This window comes from Pollutimonas harenae (genome assembly GCF_004153685.1).
In the GTDB taxonomy this organism is placed as follows: domain Bacteria; phylum Pseudomonadota; class Gammaproteobacteria; order Burkholderiales; family Burkholderiaceae_B; genus Pusillimonas_C; species Pusillimonas_C harenae.
The window spans coordinates 1236641-1256821 of record NZ_SDQD01000002.1 but is presented as its reverse complement, the minus strand read 5'-3'; the positions used below and the strand labels follow the sequence as shown (position 1 = coordinate 1256821).

Annotated in this window: 20 protein-coding genes and 1 tRNA gene; 11 read left to right on the top strand and 10 right to left on the bottom strand. The window is 55.0% G+C overall.

The features are described 5' to 3' along the window. Positions 1-142: 142 nt before the first annotated feature. From ERD84_RS12780 to paeA, 3 genes are all read left to right on the top strand, one after another. A complete protein-coding gene (locus ERD84_RS12780; RefSeq protein WP_130039972.1) occupies positions 143-1117 on the top strand; it encodes a quinone oxidoreductase family protein in 975 nt (324 codons plus the stop codon). 143 nt (positions 1118-1260) lie between these two features. After that, complete coding sequence (locus tag ERD84_RS12775) at positions 1261-1737, top strand: DUF2501 domain-containing protein (protein ID WP_167667410.1); 477 nt, start codon at positions 1261-1263, stop codon at positions 1735-1737. Between the two features lie 116 nt (positions 1738-1853). Continuing rightward, positions 1854-3167 carry a polyamine export protein PaeA gene (paeA, locus tag ERD84_RS12770; protein WP_130039970.1) on the top strand — a complete coding sequence of 438 codons (1314 nt, stop codon included), beginning with the start codon at positions 1854-1856 and terminating at the stop codon, positions 3165-3167. A gap of 78 nt (positions 3168-3245) precedes the next feature. Here the strand turns inward: paeA and ERD84_RS12765 are convergent, their stop codons facing one another. After that, positions 3246-3713, bottom strand: coding sequence for a PACE efflux transporter (locus ERD84_RS12765; RefSeq protein ID WP_130039969.1), 468 nt, complete (start codon positions 3711-3713; stop codon positions 3246-3248). A gap of 239 nt (positions 3714-3952) precedes the next feature. Here ERD84_RS12765 and ERD84_RS12760 point away from each other — a divergent pair, with 239 nt between their 5' ends. The 6 genes from ERD84_RS12760 (at position 3953) to ERD84_RS12730 (ending at position 8005) form a co-directional block, all read left to right on the top strand. Beyond that, complete coding sequence (locus ERD84_RS12760; protein WP_130039968.1) at positions 3953-4150, top strand: hypothetical protein; 198 nt, start codon at positions 3953-3955, stop codon at positions 4148-4150. 340 nt (positions 4151-4490) lie between these two features. Then, a complete protein-coding gene (locus ERD84_RS12755) occupies positions 4491-5120 on the top strand; it encodes a pyridoxamine 5'-phosphate oxidase family protein (RefSeq protein ID WP_130039967.1) in 630 nt (209 codons plus the stop codon). A 53-nt stretch (positions 5121-5173) separates the two neighbouring features. Then, positions 5174-6076, top strand: coding sequence for a DNA/RNA non-specific endonuclease (locus tag ERD84_RS12750; RefSeq protein WP_130040060.1), 903 nt, complete (start codon positions 5174-5176; stop codon positions 6074-6076). 180 nt (positions 6077-6256) lie between these two features. Beyond that, positions 6257-6670, top strand: coding sequence for a VOC family protein (locus ERD84_RS12745; RefSeq protein WP_130039966.1), 414 nt, complete (start codon positions 6257-6259; stop codon positions 6668-6670). 203 nt (positions 6671-6873) lie between these two features. Then, positions 6874-7263 carry a VOC family protein gene (locus ERD84_RS12740; RefSeq protein ID WP_130039965.1) on the top strand — a complete coding sequence of 130 codons (390 nt, stop codon included), beginning with the start codon at positions 6874-6876 and terminating at the stop codon, positions 7261-7263. A 442-nt stretch (positions 7264-7705) separates the two neighbouring features. Continuing rightward, positions 7706-8005 carry a CYTH domain-containing protein gene (locus tag ERD84_RS12730; RefSeq protein WP_130039963.1) on the top strand — a complete coding sequence of 100 codons (300 nt, stop codon included), beginning with the start codon at positions 7706-7708 and terminating at the stop codon, positions 8003-8005. A gap of 103 nt (positions 8006-8108) precedes the next feature. On the opposite strand, the gene ERD84_RS12725 is transcribed toward ERD84_RS12730, so the two are convergent. The 5 genes from ERD84_RS12725 to ERD84_RS12705 all read right to left on the bottom strand — a co-directional run bounded on the left by ERD84_RS12725 (position 8109) and on the right by ERD84_RS12705 (position 13186). Then, positions 8109-8184 (bottom strand) — tRNA-Asn (locus tag ERD84_RS12725). A gap of 121 nt (positions 8185-8305) precedes the next feature. After that, on the bottom strand, positions 8306-9886 hold the full coding sequence (locus ERD84_RS12720; protein WP_130039962.1) for a DHA2 family efflux MFS transporter permease subunit: 1581 nt from the start codon (positions 9884-9886) through the stop codon (positions 8306-8308). Continuing rightward, positions 9883-11064, bottom strand: a complete 1182-nt coding sequence (locus ERD84_RS12715) for an HlyD/EmrA/EmrK family protein (RefSeq protein ID WP_130039961.1) — start codon at positions 11062-11064, stop codon at positions 9883-9885. The genes ERD84_RS12720 and ERD84_RS12715 overlap by 4 nt, the downstream gene beginning before the upstream one ends. A gap of 15 nt (positions 11065-11079) precedes the next feature. Beyond that, positions 11080-12480 (bottom strand): efflux transporter outer membrane subunit, encoded by a 1401-nt coding sequence (locus tag ERD84_RS12710; protein WP_130039960.1) that lies wholly within the window; start codon positions 12478-12480, stop codon positions 11080-11082. A 154-nt stretch (positions 12481-12634) separates the two neighbouring features. Beyond that, positions 12635-13186, bottom strand: a complete 552-nt coding sequence (locus ERD84_RS12705; RefSeq protein ID WP_130039959.1) for a MarR family winged helix-turn-helix transcriptional regulator — start codon at positions 13184-13186, stop codon at positions 12635-12637. Positions 13187-13339: 153 nt separating this feature from the next. Between ERD84_RS12705 and ERD84_RS12700 the strand changes: the two genes are divergently transcribed. Next, positions 13340-14266, top strand: a complete 927-nt coding sequence (locus tag ERD84_RS12700) for a DMT family transporter (protein WP_130039958.1) — start codon at positions 13340-13342, stop codon at positions 14264-14266. Positions 14267-14297: 31 nt separating this feature from the next. Here the strand turns inward: ERD84_RS12700 and ERD84_RS12695 are convergent, their stop codons facing one another. After that, on the bottom strand, positions 14298-15554 hold the full coding sequence (locus tag ERD84_RS12695) for a DUF3734 domain-containing protein (protein ID WP_130040059.1): 1257 nt from the start codon (positions 15552-15554) through the stop codon (positions 14298-14300). A 92-nt stretch (positions 15555-15646) separates the two neighbouring features. Next, the gene (locus ERD84_RS12690; protein WP_130039957.1) at positions 15647-16591 is read right to left on the bottom strand and encodes a LysR substrate-binding domain-containing protein; all 945 of its coding nucleotides are present in this window, start codon (positions 16589-16591) and stop codon (positions 15647-15649) included. 105 nt (positions 16592-16696) lie between these two features. Here ERD84_RS12690 and ERD84_RS12685 point away from each other — a divergent pair, with 105 nt between their 5' ends. Then, positions 16697-17761 (top strand): YeiH family protein, encoded by a 1065-nt coding sequence (locus ERD84_RS12685; RefSeq protein ID WP_209019829.1) that lies wholly within the window; start codon positions 16697-16699, stop codon positions 17759-17761. Between the two features lie 10 nt (positions 17762-17771). Here ERD84_RS12685 and ERD84_RS12680 read toward each other — a convergent pair whose 3' ends face one another. Continuing rightward, a complete protein-coding gene (locus tag ERD84_RS12680; protein WP_130039956.1) occupies positions 17772-18146 on the bottom strand; it encodes a SirB2 family protein in 375 nt (124 codons plus the stop codon). Between the two features lie 40 nt (positions 18147-18186). Beyond that, entirely contained in the window at positions 18187-20175 is a 1989-nt protein-coding gene (locus ERD84_RS12675; protein WP_130039955.1) for an ABC transporter ATP-binding protein/permease, read from the bottom strand. Between the last annotated feature and the right edge of the window lie 6 nt (positions 20176-20181).

Below are 20181 nucleotides of genomic sequence, written 5' to 3'. Positions count from 1 at the left end.
GTCTGTGAAAGTAGGTCATCGTCAGGCTCTTATTGAAAGAAAAACCCCCGCACTACTCGTGTGGGGGTTTTTTATTGCCCGCCAAAAACACAATACAATTCCCTCTTGTAAAATAGACGTTTCCGCACGCTAACCGATAGCCATGCCCTCAGCCATAGTTCTGCATCAGAGCGGAGCTCCCGAGAATCTACAATTCGAACCCGTGACTGTTCGTGATCCTTTACCGAACGAAGTCCGGCTCAGGCATATGGCTGTCGGTGTCAATTTCCACGACATATACGTACGTTCTGGTTTGTATCAGACTCTCGCTCTTCCGGGTACGCCTGGTATTGAGGGCGTTGGTTTTGTTGTGAGTGTGGGTGCCGGGGTTCAAAACTTGAAGGCAGGAGATCGTGTCGCCTACATCTATACAGGCTACGGTGCTTATGCCGAGGAGCGTGTGCTGCCCGCCGATGCAGTCATCCGTGTTCCTGACGGCATAGACGATCATGTCATCGCTGCCTCTTTGCTGAAAGGGCTGACTGCCCACGTTTTATTGCGTCAGGTATATGCCGTCAAGCCCGGAGACTGGGTGCTGGTCCATGCTGCCGCAGGAGGCGTTGGTACCTTGCTCAGTCAGTGGGCAACTCATATGGGAGCTCAGGTGATAGGTACCGTGGGTTCAGCACATAAAGTACCGCTGGCAGAGCGCAACGGATGCGCTCATATCATTCAGTATCGACAAGAAGACTTTGTCACTCGGGTCAAGGATATTACTGGTGGTGCCGGGGTGCAGGTGGCATACGATGCAGTCGGTAAAGACACATTTTTCGGGTCTCTTGAGTGTCTGGCATCATGCGGGCATCTGGCTAACTATGGACAGGCGTCGGGCCCGGTGCCACCATTTGAAGTATCGACCCTATTTGCCAAGTCGAACTCTGTGTCGCGACCCAGTGTGTTTCATCATCTGCGCTCAGACGAAAAAAGACAGGCTGCCGCAGTGGCTTTTTTCGAAGCCTTGAAAAGTCGGGCGCTGAAGCCTGACAACATTACACCCTTCCCCTTGGCCAACGCTGCGCAGGCACACCAGGCTATGGAATCCAGATCTCGGCATGGGTCAGTCATATTAACGATATAAGCTCACGATGAGCTATGTACGGCATCGCCATGCCTGGAGTGGCACATGAGGTGACGAGGAATAACGGACTGTTTCACCTGCGCAAGGTACGATCATGGATTCATACGCAAAGATTTTTGTATCCAAACTTCAAGGGGAAAATGATGTCTCGATCCTTACGCGCACTGCTGGTGGGTTCCGCTGTTTGTCTAGCCGCATCCACACCTGCTTCGGCAGACTTGCTGGGTGATCTGAGCAGTAAAGCCAGTGAAAGTCTTGGCGGCGGTAGCCAGGGTGCGGCTACGGCTGGTGCAGGCTTGGGCTCCATGGGTAATCTGGGATCATCGCTAGGTTTGCCCAGCCTCGGAGGCGACATGGCTAGCAATGCGGCTGGAGTTTTGCAGTATTGTGTAAAGAACAAACTGGTCAATGCAGGTAGTGCCGAGAATATTAAAGGGCAGTTGATGGGCAAGCTTGGCATGGAAGACTCATCGGCTGAGCAGGACAGCGGCTACCAGCAAGGCCTGGGTGGCGTGCTCTCGGGGAGTGATGGTTCAAGCCTCGATTTGAACAAGCTCAAAGGTGATTTAAAAGAAAAAGCTTGCGATTACGTCCTGGATAACGCCTCTTCCTTGCTATAGTCGTTTTTTCGTGGTGCTGCGCGTATTGGTAATAATTCAGCACCCTAAATCTCTAAACTTCAGTACACTCAGTCACTTCGAATCACTGTACGACGTCATGTGCCGTCGGACTCTTCATGAACCTTGGACTGAGCCTGTTGCTGCTTGCTGCACTGATCGTCGCAGCTGCTTTTTTTTCGATTTCTGAAATCGCGCTTGCAGCTTCACGCCGGCTACGTCTTAAACAGATGGCAGACGACGGAGATCTGCGCGCCGAGAAAGTCTTGCGTGTGCAGGAGCAGCCCGGCCACTACTTCACGGTGGTCCAGATTGCTGTCAATGCTTTGGCCATTCTTGGTGGGATCGTGGGCGAAGGGATGCTGAGTGGATATGCCACCGATCTGTTTGCCCGATGGATGCCCGCCGCGACTGCGGCAACACTGGGTTTTCTGGCGTCCTTCCTGCTGATCACCTCAACCTTCATCATACTGACAGATCTGATTCCCAAACAGGTTGGTATGGCCGAGCCCGAACGATTTGCAGTGCGTGTGATTGAGATCATGCGTTTCCTGATGAAGGTCTTCAAGCCATTCGTCTGGTTTTATTCCCGGCTGTCGGAAGTATTGATCCGATTGCTAGGGCTGCCTTATCAGCGCGATGACCGCGTTACTTCGGACGATATTCTTGCCCTGGCAGAAGCCGGCGCCCGTTCGGGGGCTCTTGCTTGGGGAGAGCAACAGGTCATTGAAAACGTGTTCGAACTGGACACCCGTACTGTTCCCAGTGCCATGACGCAGCGGGACCGCATTGCGTGGTTCCACCTAGATGAGCAGGAAGACATCATACGCGCCAGAATTGCCGCTGAGCCCTATGCCACCTATCCGGTCTGCAAGGGTGACCTGGACCACGTGATTGGCTATGTCGATGCTCGAGTCCTGTTTCAGCGCCTTCTTAATAGCCAGTCGATATCCTTGCAAAACCAGTCACTGATTCAGAAAGTATTGGTTATTCCCGACCGCCTGACGCTGGCCGAGGTGCTGGCCCAATTTCGGCAGGCTGGTGAAGACTTTGCTGTTATTGTCAACGAATATAGTCTGGTCGTTGGTGTCGTGACACTCAATGATGTGATGAGCACCGTCATGGGCGATCTGGTGTCACCATGGGATGAAGAGCAAATCATACGTCGTGATGAAAACTCATGGCTAATTGATGGGGCGGCGCCCATACAGGATGTTTGCCGGATGCTTGAGATCGACGACATACTGGTGGAAGACGATTACGAAACGCTGGCTGGCTTCTTGATGACCATGCTGCGACGGATACCCAGACGCACGGATACCGTGAGTTGGGGTGGTTATACCTTCGAAGTCCTGGATGTCGATACCTATCGGGTCGACCAAGTGCTGGCTAGCCGAATTGCTTCTGAGCAGGCGGCAAAGCCAGGAGTCTGATGAAAGAAGGCCGCTGCTATGGAGTAGGGTGAATCATTTAATGCAGAACCCAGCGCGTGCGGCACTTATCCGGATGCTTTATGTGTGAGTAGGCTGGCGGCTATTGGGCAGCACAAAAACCTTGTCAAAGAGCAAGGTGAAAATGAATGTATAAAGCAGGAAAAACAGCAGAAGCGCAGCCACCATCGTGAATGCTTTGTACGCTCCTACGTTGTACCAAAACATGTATAGAGGCAATGTGATTGCAAGCAGCCCACCTTCAAAGCCCATTGCGTGAATGGAACGGACCAGCAAAGTTCGGTCAGTGGTTCCGCTTCGCCTCTCCCAGGCTTCAAAGAGCGTGTTATAGATATAGTTCCACGCTACGGCAATCGCCGAAACGGCAATCGCGATAGGTAGTGATTGTTGAGCGTTTCCACCGCTAAGAGCGGCCAACATCAAGGTTGCAAATAAGACTGCCAGAATCTCGAACAGCGTCACGTAGAGAACGCGCCGTTTGATCGGGGATAGGTAAAACAAAATAACTCCAAGTAAGAGGGCCTGCATGGGCTCGCATCAAGAGCCGGACCGTCCCGGTTATTGCTTATTATTGAGATGGAGGTTTTCTCATGCAGAGCCACGGTTTCCGCCTGCAAGACTAAATTTTAACTTAATCGGCGGCTTCTTGTTGCCTCTGCCGGGATGCTACGACATCAACGTGCGTTCTTGCGTCACGTTTTGTTAGGGACATGGGCCTCATGGCGGTTTAAGGTAAGATGCTTTTCTACATTCACAAGGAGACGCTTATGAGTTATGACAAGGTTGATTGGTCCGAAGCTCCCGAGGCTGCGCAGTGGTGGGCAGTAGATGGGGAAGGTTTTGGTTACTGGTTGTGTGAACCCAGGGCAGATGACTTTTCGCTTGATTGGGTTCAAGAGAGTTTTGATGCCCCCACGTTCGACTATGACGGTGACTGGCGCCAATCGCTTACCAAGAGGCCATAGGGCTCAATGTGGAGATTAAAGGGATGCCAGGAGGAATGCTAGCAAGATCGAGCGTGAAAGGCGTCGCTAAACTATCGAGCAAGCACATAAGCGAAGTTTTTTTGACGAGCTCTCTCGTCCAGGAATTAGGCCTGTCCGCCCTAGATGTGGGCACGAGGGCTTTATTGCGCTGCTCGACGATGCGATGCCAATGCTGATAAACCGCTAGCCATAATTGCCAGCGAATCCAAAAATTGCCGTACCGCAATTGGTGTTCTTCCGGCCAGCGCAGTGTGGGACGAATAACGGACCATACAATCTTGTCAGTTAAAACCAAGACATTTGAATATGGATTATTGCCTTGAGCGAACTAGATACACCTCACCGAATTACTGATCTTCAAGCCCTTGAGGCGCTCTATGGCTCTCCTGCGTCAGCCTCCCTTAAGAAAGAGGTGGATTACATTCACCGTTATTACCGCAAGCTGGTCGAGGCCTCGCCTTTTGTCGTACTGGCGACTAATGGCCCCGATGGATTGGACGCCTCACCCAGGGGTGATCCCACTGGCTTTGTACGGGTTTGCGATGAAGAAACCTTGCTGCTTGCCGATAGACGCGGAAACAACAGAATAGACAGTCTGCGTAATATTATTCATGACCCAAGGGTGGCACTGCTTTTCCTTATACCCGGCGTAGGCGAAACGTTGCGGATAAATGGCGAGGCAACGATTTCCACCGACCCGACATTGCTCGAACAGTTCTCCTTGCAGGGCAAGCTGCCTTCGACCGTGCTGATCATCAAGGCCAAGAAAGTGTTTTTTCAATGTTCGCGAGCCATCTTGCGCTCACGGCTTTGGGATCCAGCCTTGCATGTGGAGCGTGCTTCATTGCCAAGTACCGGGACCATCCTCGAGACCTTGAGCAATGCGGAAATCGATGGGAATAAGTACGATGCCGACTTGCCCGAGCGCGTGCAGAAAACTATGTATTGAGTGAGTCGTTTAGTCGCGTCGTACAGCCAGGCCGTGTCGCCTACAATCTCGCTATGGCGAGTAAGAAGAAGTCCGTAGTCCGTAAACGACGTAGCAGCAGCAAGAAAGTCCAAACCAGTCGCTTCAAGCGGTTTTTCAGGGCGCTGGCAGTTTCAGCCGTTACATCATTTGGCGCAGCCAGCTGCGTCCTCAATCCGCAACTGCGCGAGCAGATCCCGCTCGAACCCATGCTGTCGCAGCTTGGGCTGCCAGGTCATGAGCAGATCGCGCCCCAGGTGGTAGCCACCGGGCCGCAAGTACAGACCAACTTCGCTCAATGTCGCCAGTTCTTTCCGAACGGCCGGCCACCGATAGTACCTGCGGGCCGGGCGCTGCGGGAGTTGTGCTTCTCGTCGTTTGCCATTCTGCATAGCGGCGAGACCAAAACGCCGGTGTTCGTGGTCCAGCGATTGAACCGCCGAATGCTGCTGCAGGGCAAAGGGATAGAACGCACAGACCGGTTCTATCCCGAAGCACGTCTGCCATCAGCCGAACGCGCCGAGCTCGATGATTATCGTGGCTCTGGCTACGCACGCGGTCACATGGCGCCTGCCGGCGACATGCACACCAGCGACGCCATGGCGCAAAGCTTCAGCCTGGCCAACATGGTGCCGCAGGATCAGCGCCAGAACTCAGGTCCCTGGAGCACGATCGAGCAGGACACACGCAAGTACATCTTGCGGGCGAGGGGAGACGTATACGTGTTCACGGGGCCGGTATATACAGCGAGGTCGGAGGCAGTAGGAGCAGGGCGGGTGGCGGTACCGACGTACCTGTACAAGGTTGTCTATGATGCTACGACCGGACGGTCATGGGTGCACTGGCAAGCCAATAGTCCGGCTGCGAAGGTTGGTCCGCCGATAAGCTACGAGGAGTTTGTGAGGCGTACAGGGAAGAACCTGCTTAATATTCGATAGTGCTGATTGCCACTTACCTGCCGGGGCACTACTCCGGCGTGTATTAGAACGATTGAAAAGGTGGCGGTAAGTGGCTCGCCAATTCCCTCCATGAGCTACAGCGGTGTTGGTGAGTGATGTTGCCGAATCTGATTCGTCAGGGGTAAATTGACGCTTTGAGCTCTCAGTGGAGGCAACGCCATGAAACCGAGCATTAGCGTCATTACTCTGGGTGTCGAAGATCTGGGCCGCGCAGTAGCTTTTTATCGCGATGGACTTGGCCTTGAAACGGAAGGCATCATTGGCCAAGAGTTCGATCACGGAGCCGTCGCTTTCTTTAAGCTCCAATCAGGTGTGCGTTTGGCAGTCTGGCCGAGATCCAGTCTCGCGCATGATACGGGCTTGCCGGCAGGCGAGCCTTGCGCAACTGAAATAACGCTAGGGCATAACGTATCGTCAAAAGCTGAAGTAGACGAGGTTATGCGCGAGGCCGAAAGCGCGGGAGCCACTATCCTCAAGCCGGCAGGCGAAATATTCTGGGGCGGCTATGCTGGATATTTCCAGGACCCCGACGGTCATGTATGGGAGCCTGCCTGGAATCCCGCCTGGGAATAAGGATTAGCGTGCCGGTTGCCGCCCGGCAGATCACACCTTCCTGCATCAGTCGGCAGGGCCTGTGACCGGCTTCCCGTTTCCGGCGCTCTCTCGCCGGGGTTGTAATTGATGGCCCTACCCGCACTCAAGCGGGTAGGGGTGGCCTTGGTTTGGCTGGCCGGGCAGAAATATAATGACTATGGACTCATGCATGAGGAAGGCCGATGATCGACCATACCGGAATCAACGTTTCGAACCTCGCAAGGAGTGAGGCCTTTTACCGCGCCGTCCTAGCTGCTCTGCACTACGAGGCGCGGAAGGCTGAAAGCGATCTTGTGATCTTCGGGTCGAAACTCAGAACGACTGGGGACGATCCAGCCGGAGACTTCTATATCGCTACAGGCGACCCGCTGACACCTCGATCACACGTTGCCTTTCGTGCGACAGATCGGTCGCAGGTAGATGCGTTCCATAAGGAGGCGTTGGCTGCCGGAGGTCGAGATCACGGTGTGCCTGGTCTACGGCCCGAATATCACGAGCATTACTACGCTGCGTTCGTGCTTGACCCAGATGGGTACAACATTGAGGCCGTGTGTCACGTCGAACCGAGATAGATCTTTGTGGAGCTGGCATGGGCGGACGACCGGGCCTGGCTGGACGGGCCGAAGGGAATACGGGCTTTATTCTGTGATCTGGCTTATGCTGTCATGTTGGCTGCAGGAAATGCAGCAGCATATCAATAGGATTGAGTTGCTATGGAAAAGAAAGATGATGACCAGGCGGTCGATAAGCCTGAAGTAGCAAAGCCGGCAAGCTCCAGGCCCGCGCTGAAACAACCCCGATGGCCCGGCCTGGGCGGCAATTCAGGCATGAAAAACTCGAAATCAGTACATGGCCGCGTGCCTACAGGCAGAGGATCGGCACGAGGCCGGTAGGGCCGGGTTACTTAGGCTGAGCTACCGGAGCAATTGGTAACTGGGTAGGCGTTGGATCGGGTTGCGGGATACGCATCAGCTATTCATAGACTCACATGGGTCTGCAGGAGTGCAGCCAACCATGTTGCCAAAGTTGGGCGAACTTCCAAAAGAAGCGGATTGGCAAGGCGTGGATCAGGAGGCCGAGGCCAGAGTCCTTAAATTTCCCTTGGAGCTTGAGCACGGACAGAGAGGGATTAGGTTTCACTGGGAGATTGTGAGCCCAGATGAAGCTGTGATGTATTGTGTAGAGCTGGCGGGCTCCCTTGGTCTTCAGGCGCTTGCAATTGCCGATACATTGAGGCGGCGCTATGGGTTAGAAGCGCTTAATCTGGCGATAGATTGGAATTTTCGTGAGAGCCTGGGCCGCCCAAGCCGCTAGGCCAGTAGATTGGCATTCATGAAAAGTGTTTACAAAGTGCTTACATGGCGCCAGAACGCAAAAAGGCCAACTCCGAAGAATTGGCCTAAGTGCTTGAATTTCTTGGCTCCCCGAACTGGGTTCGAACCAGTGACCTGCGGATTAACAGTCCGTCGCTCTACCGACTGAGCTATCGGGGAATTAAAGAAGCGAAACTATAGCATATTTTTTCACTGCAGGGCAAATCAAGGGCGCGCTACATACACGCCTTTTTGGAATGCGACGGGCCGTATCGCCCGTCCAGCACGTTTTCGTCATGATCTAGTGAGCGCCCGATGCGGCTCCTGCCGTCGCATTCGAGCTGGGCCGCGCAATCCAGATCAGTGCAATCAGCAGTAAAAATAGAATTGCCGAGGCATAGAAGATATCAGTTGCCGACATGGTGAAGGCCTGTTCATTGATCAGGTTGTTGATGATGGCTGCTGACTGCTCATGGCCAAGTCCTCGCTGCTGCAGGCCACCCATGATGGCGTCGAAAGCTGGCTCACCTGGGCGGGCGGCTTCAGTCAGCTGGGCGTGATGCAGTGTTGCCCGATTTTCCCATAGGGTTGTGGTGATCGATGTGCCAAAGGCGCCGAAAAGCAAGCGCACAAAATTGGACAGTCCGGCCGCTGCAGGGATCCGATGCGGATCCAGCCCCGACAGGCTCAGGGTGGTAAGCGGTATGAAGAAGGTGGCCATGGCTGCACCCTGTATGAAGGTGGGCAGCATGATGGTATAGATATCAACCTGAGTATTGAAGTCTGATCGCATGTAGCTGATCAGCGAAAAAACCAGAAAGGCAAAAGTGGCGATGGTGCGTGGATCGTACCGCGACAGCATTTTGCCGACGATGGGTGACATGATGATGGCCAGGATGCCAACTGGGGCCGAAGCAATGCCGGCATCGGTGGCGGTATAGCCCAGGGTACTTTGCATCCACAGGGGCAGCAGCACGACCGTACCAAAGAATACGCCGTAGCCCACCGAGATGGATATGACGCCGGCAGTAAAGTTGCGGTGGGCGAACAGTCTCAGATCGACCACAGGGTGTTCGGCAGTGAGCTCCCAAATGATGAAGAACGCCAGGGCGATGATGGCAACAATAGCCATGACGGTGATGGTCGTGCTGGCAAACCAGTCCAGCTCTTTGCCCTTGTCCAGCATAAGTTGCAGGGCGCCTACCCATACGATCAGCAACGCCAGGCCCATGGTGTCTATAGGCAGTTTGGCGCGTGCTGTCTCGCGGTGCTTGTATAGCTGCCACGCGGCCCAGCCTGCCAGCAACCCGACCGGAACGTTGATATAGAAGATCCACGACCAGCTGTAGTTATCGGATATCCAGCCGCCCAGTAACGGGCCGGCTACGGGGCCGACCAGAATGGTCATGGACCATAGCGCGAGTGCCATGCCCGCTTTTTCTCTGGGATAAGTGCCTAGCATCAAGGACTGCGACAACGGGATCATGGGGCCAGCTACCGCGCCTTGCAGCACCCGAAAGGCCACCAAAGATTCCAGGGACCAGGCGAAGCCGCATAGCCACGATGAGATCACGAACAGCATGACCGACATGACAAACAAGTGTACTTGGCCGAAACGCTGAGTGAGCCAGCCTGTCAATGGCACTGTGATCGCGTTGGCAACGGCAAACGAGGTGATGACCCAGGTGCCTTGCGTAGCGCTGACGCCCAGATCGCCGGCTATGGTTGGAATGGACACATTGGCGATCGATGAGTCCAGTACATTCATGAAGACCGCCGCCGACAGGGCGATGGTACCGAACACCCGTGCACGTCCCTCCAGGGGCGGATGGCTTACCGGAGCGGCTGCCGGTGTTTCACTTACGCTGTCGGTTTGGCTCATGAACTCAGGTTGTCACTGATGATGCGTTCGATCAAAGTATTGGCGCCATCGCCGTTGTCTTTGAATACGGTGGTCTTGAAACCACTGTTCATGACGGAGGCATCGGTTTGCTCCGGTTCGGATAAGTCCACTTCCACATGCATGGACAAACCAACGCGCAAGGGATGGACGGCGAGTTCTTCGGGATCGAGCGCGATGCGCACGGGAATGCGCTGAACCACTTTGATCCAGTTGCCGCTGGCGTTCTGGGCAGGCAGCAGGGCGAAGGCGCTGCCCGTACCGGCCGCAAGGCCTTGTACGGTGCCGTGGTAGACGACGCTGCTGCCGTACATATCAGCAGTCAGGGTGGCGGACTGTCCGGCCTGCATGCGTTGCACCTGGCCTTCCTTGAAGTTGGCCTCGACCCACACTTGCTGTAGGGGAACGATCGTCATCAGTGGAGTGCCGGGCGCGACATGCTGACCTACCTGTACAGACCGTTGGGCAATCATGCCGTCCACGGGAGCGGGCAGCCGGGTACGTGAGTTCGCGAGCCAGGCCTTGCGCAATTGGTCGGCGGCCTGCATGACGTCTGGATGGGCTTTTATGCTGGTGCCCGCGGTCAATGCCAGATTGGTCTGCAGCTTGGCTTGCGAGGCGGCATGAGAGGCCTTGGCCTGTGCCAGGCCTGACTCTGCAGCCTTGACAGCGGTCTGTGCGTGCAGAATTTCTTCTCCGCTGACGCCACCCGAGCTGGCCAAGGTCTGGCGGCGCTTCAGGTCATTGCGTGCTTTGGCCAGGTCAACCTCGGCACGCTTGATATTGGCAAGCTGCATTTCAATATCGGCTTCCAGTGCACTGTTCTGAACAAAAACCGTACGTGTCCTTCTGACGGCCTGGGCCAATGCGGCCTCGGCCTGTTGCAAGGCAATCCGGGTGTCGCTGTCGTCCAGTTCAAGCAACAAGCTGCCTTTGCTGACTGTCTGGGTGTCGTCGGCGCCTATGGCGATCACAGTGCCAGGAATTTGTGATGTGACCTGTACGAGGTTGCCGTGTACATAGGCGTCCTCTGTGTCTTCGTAGCCTGATGCAAAGATGACCCACCATATTGCATAGGCCACGCCGATAACAATAAAAATGGCGGTGGCCAGGATGAGCAGGGGTTTGCGCCGGGATGTGGCTGCGTTCTTTGTAGTCATGGCAATTCTCGTGTTTCAAGGCGTCGCGCTAGGGATGCCGTAGCCACCGCCCAGGGCAGTGGCCAGCTGGGCATCAAGCTTATAGGCGCGGGTTTGCATATCGGTATTCAAAATGGCTTGTTTCTGTACTTCGTTCTGGGCCTGCAGGACTTGTACAAAGTTGCCCAAGCCGGATTTGTAGCGTTTGACCGCAATTTCGTAAGCCGAGGTGATGGCGCGCAAGCTTGCACTCTGATCCAGTGTTTGCTGCTGCAAGGCTTGAATGGCGCTGGTGGCATCGGCAACTTCTCTTATTGCGGTCAACAAGGTCTGGTTGTAGTTGGCGATAGCGAGGTCACGTTCGGCCTGTCGTGCATCGAGTTGGGCGTTGAGCGCCCCGCCATGGAAAATCGGCAAGGTGATGGCTGGACCGACGCCGTAAGCCTGACTGCCGCCATCAAGCAGATGGCTCAAGCCCAGCGACATGAAGCCCGCAAAGGCTGACAGGTTCACGTTGGGGTAGAACTCAGCCTTGGCTGCCGAGATATCGCTGGCGCTGGCTTCCGCTCGCAGTCGTGCGGCCACGATGTCTGGCCGGCGCCCCAGCAACGCCAGGGGAATATTGGCGGGCACGTTGCCGGGTACTTGCGCCAGCTTGGCGCGCTGAATCTCCTGCCCACGCTGCGGACCGGCACCCAGCAATGCGGCAATCTGATGACGCAGCAGGTCTGCATTGGTCGTGGCTTGGCTGAGCTGTACGCGTGCGGCCGATACGGCTGAGTCGGCCTGATTCGTTTCGACTTCGGTGTCCAGACCTGCCACTACACGCTGGCGGGTGATGTCCAGTACGTTTTCAAGCTGCATGACAAGCTGGCTCAGTACTTTTTCCTGGGCCAGCGAGTTTTGTAGATTGAAATAGCTTTGCACTACTGCACTGACCAGCGTATTACGTGCCATTTGTGCGTCGGCCTGAGTGGCCTGCTGCCGGGATACGGCGGCTGCGTAATAAGATCGGTTGCGACCCCATAAGTCCAGGTCGAAACCAAGGTCCAGCCGCAAACTGGTATCGGTCTGCATGGAACCTCCAAAAGGAGGGGGGTAAATGTAGTTTTCCGAGAAACGTTCACGCGTGAGCTGATAGCCGACATTGGCCTGCGGCAAACGCACGGCGCGGGCTTGGCCTACGGCTGCGTTAGCAAGGCCAAGACGTGCTTGTGCGGCATCCATGGAGGGGCTATTGGCGAGTGCTTGTTCGATCAGCTGATTCAGCTGCGGGTCGCCGTAGCGGTGCCACCATTTTTCGGTGGGCCAGGTGATGACACTTTCTTGCAGACCCAGCTGCGCAGCGTCTGTCTTGCTCACGGTTGGCTCGCCAGGCTTGATGGCCGCACATCCGGACAGGAGGGCGGCAAGCACAAGGGATAGCAGTAATTTCATGCGATTTGGCGGTAATGAGAAATAAGAAGAAATGGCAATGGGAGTTTTGCTTACAGCAAGCTGAATATAATTGACTAGTCTGTATCTGCCTAGGCAATTATATAGCGAATTTAATTAAATTTTCCAATTCAGGTGTACCGATGTGTAAAGAGCCTCAGGACTCGCTCGCCGATGAGGGCGTATCAACAGGAAAATCGCCGTTTGACAGCATGCGTTCAAGCAAGCTGATCAGGCTATGTATTTCTCCCTTGCTGAAGCCTTGAAGGTGGGTGTTGAGGCTAAGGGCAATCGCCGGCAGGATCTGCTCAGCGACCAATGTGCCATTGGCGGTCAGCTCGATTCTGACTACACGGCGGTCATCGGGACAGCGCTGACGGGTAATGAAGTTTTTGGCTTCCAGCCGATCCAGGGTGCGTGTCATGGCACCGGTATCGACATGACTATGGCGTGCGAGCTCGGCGGGGGTATTGATACGGAGATGATGAATCATGACCAAAGGGCGCCACTGCATGGCGGTCAGGCCTAGAGGTGACACGTGCTGCTCTATCATTCGGTTTAATGAGCCCTGGACGCGCTTGATCAATATGCCGACGTTGTTGTTAGGCGCTAGCGAAAGGGGGCTGGGAGTATAAAAAGCCTGCTGCTTGCCAATTGCTGGGGCCGTCTTGGTTTTAGAGGTGCTGTCGGAGGATGCGCGTTTGCTCATCAGTGCATTCTAGTGCTGTTTATCTGCCTAGGCAAATACCTGGGATACATAAAGGTGTGCTTGCGGTGTGGTGTCACGACCAAGTAGGCGCCCATTCAGGATGTTTCAGGCAAAATAGCACTTTCGCCTTTTTTTCCGAGTCTGCAGCATTTTATGAAATCAACGTCCAGTGGTATCGAGCAGTCCAGAAGCCAGGAGTTCTGGATGGGGTTTCTGCTAGCAGGCCTCGGTGCGGTCTTGTTCTCGGCCAAAGCCATTGTTGTCAAGCTGACCTATCGCTACGGTGTCGATGCGCTGACTGTAATTGGCTTTCGCATGATGCTGTCTTTGCCCTTTTTTGCCGCTGTCGCCTTTTTCCAGGCGCGCAAGGCAAAGCGAGGTAAGTTGCCCATACTCACCACCAAGGAGTGTCTGCAGCTGATTTTTCTGGGTTTTATTGGCTACTACCTATCCAGTTATCTTGATTTTCTGGGGCTGCAATATATTTCCGCGGGGCTGGAGCGGCTAATACTGTTCTTGTCACCCACTTTTGTGCTGCTGATTTCGGCCATCGTCTTGAAGCGGCAAATAGGCAAAGGGCAGTGGGTAGCGCTGGGCCTGTCCTACCTGGGAGTCGTGTTTGTTTTTCTGCAGGACTTATCATTCAGCGGCAATGAGGTCATGCTGGGAGCTTTGTTTGTAGTCATGGCAGCGTTTTCGTATGCGTTCTACCTGATCGGTTCAGGGGAACTCATCAAGCGGGTAGGGGCTACCCGGTTGGTGGCTTACGCTATGTCGGTGTCAGCCATTATCACTATGGTGCATTTCTTTGGGGTGCATGGGCTAGGTGGCCTGGACCAGGCTTGGCAGGTCTACCAGCTGTCGATGATCCATGCCGTATTCAATACCGTGCTGCCCACTTTCATGATCATGTGGGCAGTGGCCAGAATCGGAGCACCCATGACGGCGCAGCTGGGCTTGCTGGGGCCGGTGTCAGTGTTGTTTCTGGCCGCCTGGTTGCTGGGTGAACCTCTGACCGCCATGCAGTTGCTGGGGACTGCATTTACTTTGGCGGGTGCGGTCGTCTTGAGCCGTCGCTAAGACCAGTGATCGTGCTGCCTTGGGACCATGCCTAGCTTGCCCCGTGAGGCATTTTTTCTTTCGCCAGCTCCATCAATTGTTCTATTTCTTCACGGTGGATGTCGTGGGTGATAAATCCCGAGGCGTTCTCAGGCATGGCGAGTCGTTCGGGATTGGCCAGCGTCTGGCGGATGTCTTGCAGGCCGCTGTCCCAGTGGCCACGCATGGTGGCCAGCCCGAACTCAAAGTCTTTATAGTGCTTTTCGTAAGTCTGGTTGCGGTAAATTAGGTGAACGACGTTGTAGCGCTTGCTGCAGGCCAGATCTTGCGCCATACGGCAATAAGGGTTGGTGGCGCGAGCCTCTTCCGGTACTTCTGCAAGAATATGTTCCAGTATATGGCGCAGATATTGCGACCAGCGCAATTGATCGGTCACCATGCGAGTGCGACTGGAGTAGCGGATGTCTTTCATGCGGTCAGACACTTCACTCATGTTTCCGGGGGGGCGGCCGCGGGCGCTCCATAGATCGACCTGAAAGGCCAGTGTGTCGCGCATGGGGCGTGAATCCAGGACCTCGGTCAGTGGTGTGTTCGATACCAGCCCACCATCCCAATAGAATTCACCATCGATTTCAACGGCGGCAAAGGCAGGCGGCAAGGCGCCCGAAGCCATGAAATGCTCGGCCCTGAGCTTGATTTTGGTGTTGTCGAAATAAACCAGGTTGCCATTGCGCACATTGACCGCGCCCACCGATACATGCTGTGTTTGGGCGTTGATGCGGTCAAAGTCGCATAAGCGTTCGAGTGTGCTTTTCAGTGCGCTGGTGTCGTAATAGCTGGCGGTTGCCGGGTTGCCAGGTGTGTTGGATGGCGGCGGCGGAAAGCGGGGCTGAAAAAAGCCACTCTGCCCATTCAGCAGCGCGCTGCCGGCGTGCAATGCGCTCAGGGTTTGGCGCATGGTGTCATTAAGGTTGAATAGCGTCTGTTCAATGAACGGGTTCGGAGCTGGCCAGAAATTCGGCTGACATATGGTTTCCCAAAACTCAGCCAAACGGGCAACGCGTGTTTGTGGAGGATTGCCGGCAATGATGGCGGTGTTCAGTGCACCGATGGAAATTCCAGCCAGATAGCTGGGTTCTATGTCGGCTTCCTGCAAGCCTTGAAAGACGCCCGCCTGATAGGCACCGAGCGCGCCGCCGCCTTGTAAAACCAAGGCTATTGTTTCGTAGGGTGGCAGTCCTGTCGGTACGTTTTCGGGTAGATTGGCATTTTTCAGCGCGGCTTCGTCCGTGCTGGCCTTGGTAGGCATGCGTCGGATGCTACTGCGCTTGCGTGTGGCTTGCGCCGCGCTACGACGGGTGCGTTTCTTGCTGATGGCGGGAAAAAGCTCGAGTTGCAGAGTCATTGAGGTTGTCCTGTTTGCGGTTGGGGCTTGGACGCTTCTTTGCTCATCATACTATCGGAAGTTTCAGACAGGCTGGCGACAAAGGCATCGATCAGGGCACCGCGGTAACGTGATTTGTGCAGAACCAGCGACAAACGCCTTTGCAAATCAAGAAATGGTGTGTCGAGCACCTTCAGCCGTCCTGTCGACATGGATTCGATGGCGGCCGCATAGGGCAGGCAGGCGATGCCCAAGCCTGCGATGACAGCTTGCTTGATGGCTTCGACTTGTCCGAGCTCCAGCAGTATCTGACCTGGAGGCAAAGAGTTGAGTACATGCTCGGCCTGTACCCGCATGGCCGAGCCGCGCTCGCGCAGTATCCATTTTGCACCCTTGAAGTGTCTTGGCTTCAGCGTGGATTGCTGTGCCAGCGGATGGGCGGGGGCGGCGCAAACGACCAAGGCGTCGTCACGCCAATGCAGGACTTCGAGCTGTGGGTGATTGACCGGGCCTTCTACACAGCCAATATCAATGCGGTGTTCAAGCAGTGCCATCGTGATGGCATCAGTGTTTTCAACGCTGACTTGCAGTGATACCTGAGGGTGTTGTGCAATAAAGGGGCCCAGTAGCTCTCCTGCCAGATAATTGCCTATGGTATTGCTGGCGCCGACATGAAGATCGCCCGTCAATTCTTTTGGCTGTTGGTTGGTCTGGCGCAGCATTTCCTGGACGCGCTCAATGACTTCCTGCGCCATGGGTAGGACTTCTTTGCCGCGAGAGCTTAAGCGCAGACGGCCGCGTTCGCGATCGAAAAGCTGAGTTTCGAGCTGGCGTTCCAGTTCGGCCAGCGCCATACTGACGGCGGGCTGTGTGACAAACAGGCGCTCGGCGGCGGCGCGTACCGTACCGGCCGAGGCAATTGCAACGAAGACTTCCAGTTGTTTAAGGCTGATTCCTAACATCAATAAAGTTTATAGCATAAATAAATATTAATGAATTTATTTATGATTTGCCAGCTTTTAAAATAGCTTTTGGTTATTTGCATATTTTTGAAAGCACGCCTATCTATGCCATCAACAGCTGCGACCGTATCAACAACACTTGCCAAGAGGCCGGCCATCAGTCAGCTGGATGCCTCTCCGCGTACTCCGTCTCCGCTTTATGGACTGGCGCTGGCGGTGGTGGTAGGCGTCTTCGCCATGATTCTGGGACGCTGGATCCCTATCATTGGCGGACCGGTATTTGGGATCTTACTGGGCATACTCATACGCAATACCGTAGGTGTGGGGCCTGTATTCAGGCCCGGTCTGCAGTTTGCGTCCAAGCAGATATTACAGTGGTCGATTATTGCTCTGGGTTTTGGCCTGAGCATCCAGCAAGTGGCCAAGACTGGTCTGGAGTCCCTGTGGGTCACGCTGATCACCATTATTGTCGCTTTTGTATCGGCTTACGTACTGGGCAAGTGGCTGGGCATCCCATCCAGGCTTAAAACACTGATTGGTGTTGGTACGGCTATATGCGGTGGGTCGGCCATTGCGGCGGTGACGCCTATTATCAAACCCGAAGACCACGAAACAGCTTTCGCCATTTCCACTATCTTTCTCTTCAATATTGTTGCGGTGCTGGTATTTCCCATGATGGGACACTGGCTGGGTATGTCGGATGCCGGGTTCGGCATGTGGGCTGGCACGGCCATCAACGACACCTCATCTGTGGTGGCTGCCGGATATAGCTACAGTGTGGCGGCCGGCGACTATGCCACCATCGTCAAACTCACCCGGGCAACCCTGATCATTCCTATTTGTCTTATTCTTGCCGTGCTGGTTGCTTGGCGCGAGAAAAAACAGGGCAGTGCAGGCTTTAGCCTGAGGCGTATTTTTCCGTGGTTTATATTGTGGTTTCTGGTGGCTTCGGTGCTGCGTTCCAGTGGGCTGATTCCCGAAGCCATGCATGCCAGCCTGCATTTGCTGGCCCAGTTTCTGATCATCGTGGCCCTGACAGCCATAGGCCTGTCATCCGATCTGCGTCGCATGGCCATTGCAGGCATACGACCTATTTTGCTGGGCCTCGGTGTGTGGGTGGCGGTGGCAGGCAGCAGTTTGCTGGTTCAGCACCTATTAGGTACCTGGTGACAGGCTCGCTTCATACAAACCAGGAAAGCGGGTGCTTGTTGATGGCCACGCCTACGATATACGCGAAAATCAAAATGGCCACCAGCGCTGCTATGGCACGGGTTTTGGGTGTTTTGCCACGTTTGATGGCGATGGTACCTACGCCTATATAAGCGATCAGGGCGACGATCTTGGCCAGGATCCAGGGTTGATTGGCGCCTATCATGGCTGCCAGGGCAATACCAGCCAGCAGTAAGACAGTGTCGACGACATGCGGTAGCGTCTTGACGAGTCGATGCTGCAATAGGGATGAGCCTGTAACCGACCAGTAGGCGCGTATGACAAAGAAAAGAATGCTCAGCACAGCGGCTGTCATGTGCAAATGCTTGATGGCGAGGTAGTTCATGTAGGTGCTGCCTAAATAATAATTGCGGAGTGGACGGATGCTATCGTAGCAGGTCTGTCTCGGTGATTTCCCAGGTGCCGGTTTCGTCCCCTTTCAGGATCAGTTGACGGGAATGATGGGCGAACAGTGTGCTGCGATGGCCTACGCTCAGCAAAATAGTGTCTGGCAAGTGTTCGTGAACCAGCCGATACATGGCGTCTTCCAGACCTTCGTCCATGGCCGAGGTGGCTTCGTCCAGAAAGACGGCATCGGGCCGGGCCAGCAGCAGACGGCCGAATGCCAGTCGCTGTTGTTCACCCAGCGACAATATCCTGCCCCAGTCAGCCGCTTGATCCAGTCGATCTGCCAGGTGCCCCAGTTGTACCAGGCGCAGCATGTCCGCTGCGCGTCCGTCCAGCGTGACGGATTCGTCATCATGATTGCCGGGCTGGCCTTGATTCGAGAGCGTAGCGTTGGATTGCTGCGATAAGCGGGGGCGAGCTTGTACGCCGCTGATCAGGTCATCGAGATTGCTGGGTACCCGATGTGTGCTGGCCAGTGCCGCCTGCTCCTGGTGCTGGATGTCGGCAGGGGTATGGCTTGTGTCGTCGGGCAAACGCTGGGGGTAATAAAGGGCTTCGCGCAGGCTGCCCAGCGGCAGATAGGGTTTCTGTGAGAGGAAAAGCGCCTCGTGTTCTGGCCGGATGATGCGACCTTCGCAGTAGGGCCACAAGCCAGCGATGGCTCGCAGCAGAGTCGTCTTGCCCGAGCCGGAAGGCCCGCGTATTAATAAAGGTTCTCCGGGCAGAACTTCGAGGTCGAGATCCTTGAGCAGCGGTGTGCCGGATGGTGTACGCACGGTAAGACGCTGCAATGCAATGCGTGGACCTTCGGCCAGGACTTCGGGCTCGGGTAGTGCGCGGGCATCGCCAATGGCTTTGGTGAAACCGGTCAGACGATCAAGCGTGGCACGGTAAGTGGCGAAGTCATCGTAGGCATTGCGAAAGAATGACAGATTGTCTTGCAGACGGCCGAAGGCCTGGGCGGTCTGCATCAAGTCACCCAGGCTGATCTGCTTCGAGAAAAAGCGTTGTGCCTGGATAATGAATGGAAACACTACGGCAGCCTGGCTGACCGAAAAGTTGAAGCCCAGGAATTTGAGTGACCGGTATACGATGGCCCAGGCGTTGTTGATGACATTGGCAAACCGGCTGCGCAGTATCGCGCCTTCGACTTTTTCGCCGGCATAAAAGGCAATGCTTTCGGCGTATTCGCGCAAGCGCACCAGTGCATAGCGGTAGTCAGCGTTGAAGCGCTCATTAAGAAAGTTCAGCAAAATCAATGGGCGTCCGATCTTGATGGCAAATACAGTAGCGATCAGTACGTAGGCAAATACCAGGAATACCATCCCGCGTGGAATTTCCACGCCGAAAATCGATAGTGGGCCGGATAAGCCCCATAAGATGAGCGTAAACGCGAAGGTCGACACCAGTGCGTTGATGACGCCCATGCATAGCGACAGTGACATCTCGGCGAAGGTGGTGATGTCTTGCTGGATACGTTGATCAGGGTTGTCGACAGGGGTGTCAAGATATTGGCTACGGTAATAAGCTTGCTTGTCCAGCCAGTTACCCAGTAGTTTTTCGTTCAGCCAGACGCGCCAGCGTATGGTAAAGGCATTCTGTACGTAGAAGTCGAACAATGAACGCAGTACATGTATTGTGGCCAGAATGGCAAACAACAGCATGGCTCCCCAAAAACCCGACTCATCCAGGTCTTGCAGAGCGGTGTACATGGTGTTGTACCAATTCGAGAACAGGACTTCCAGCCGTACCGCACATAGTGTCAGGAATAGAATCAGCGCAAGTGTGGCCAGGGGTTTCCAGCTGCGTCGTGGTGAAAAGTAGCCAGCCGCCAGTGCCCAGAACTGTCGGCCCCATACGGTGCGGCGGGCCAGTAGCCCAATGCAGAAAGTTACCACCACCAGTGTGATGCTATAGGCTTGAATCAGCCATATGCCGCTTTCAATTAATGCTTCAGTCCAGTTCATGCTGTT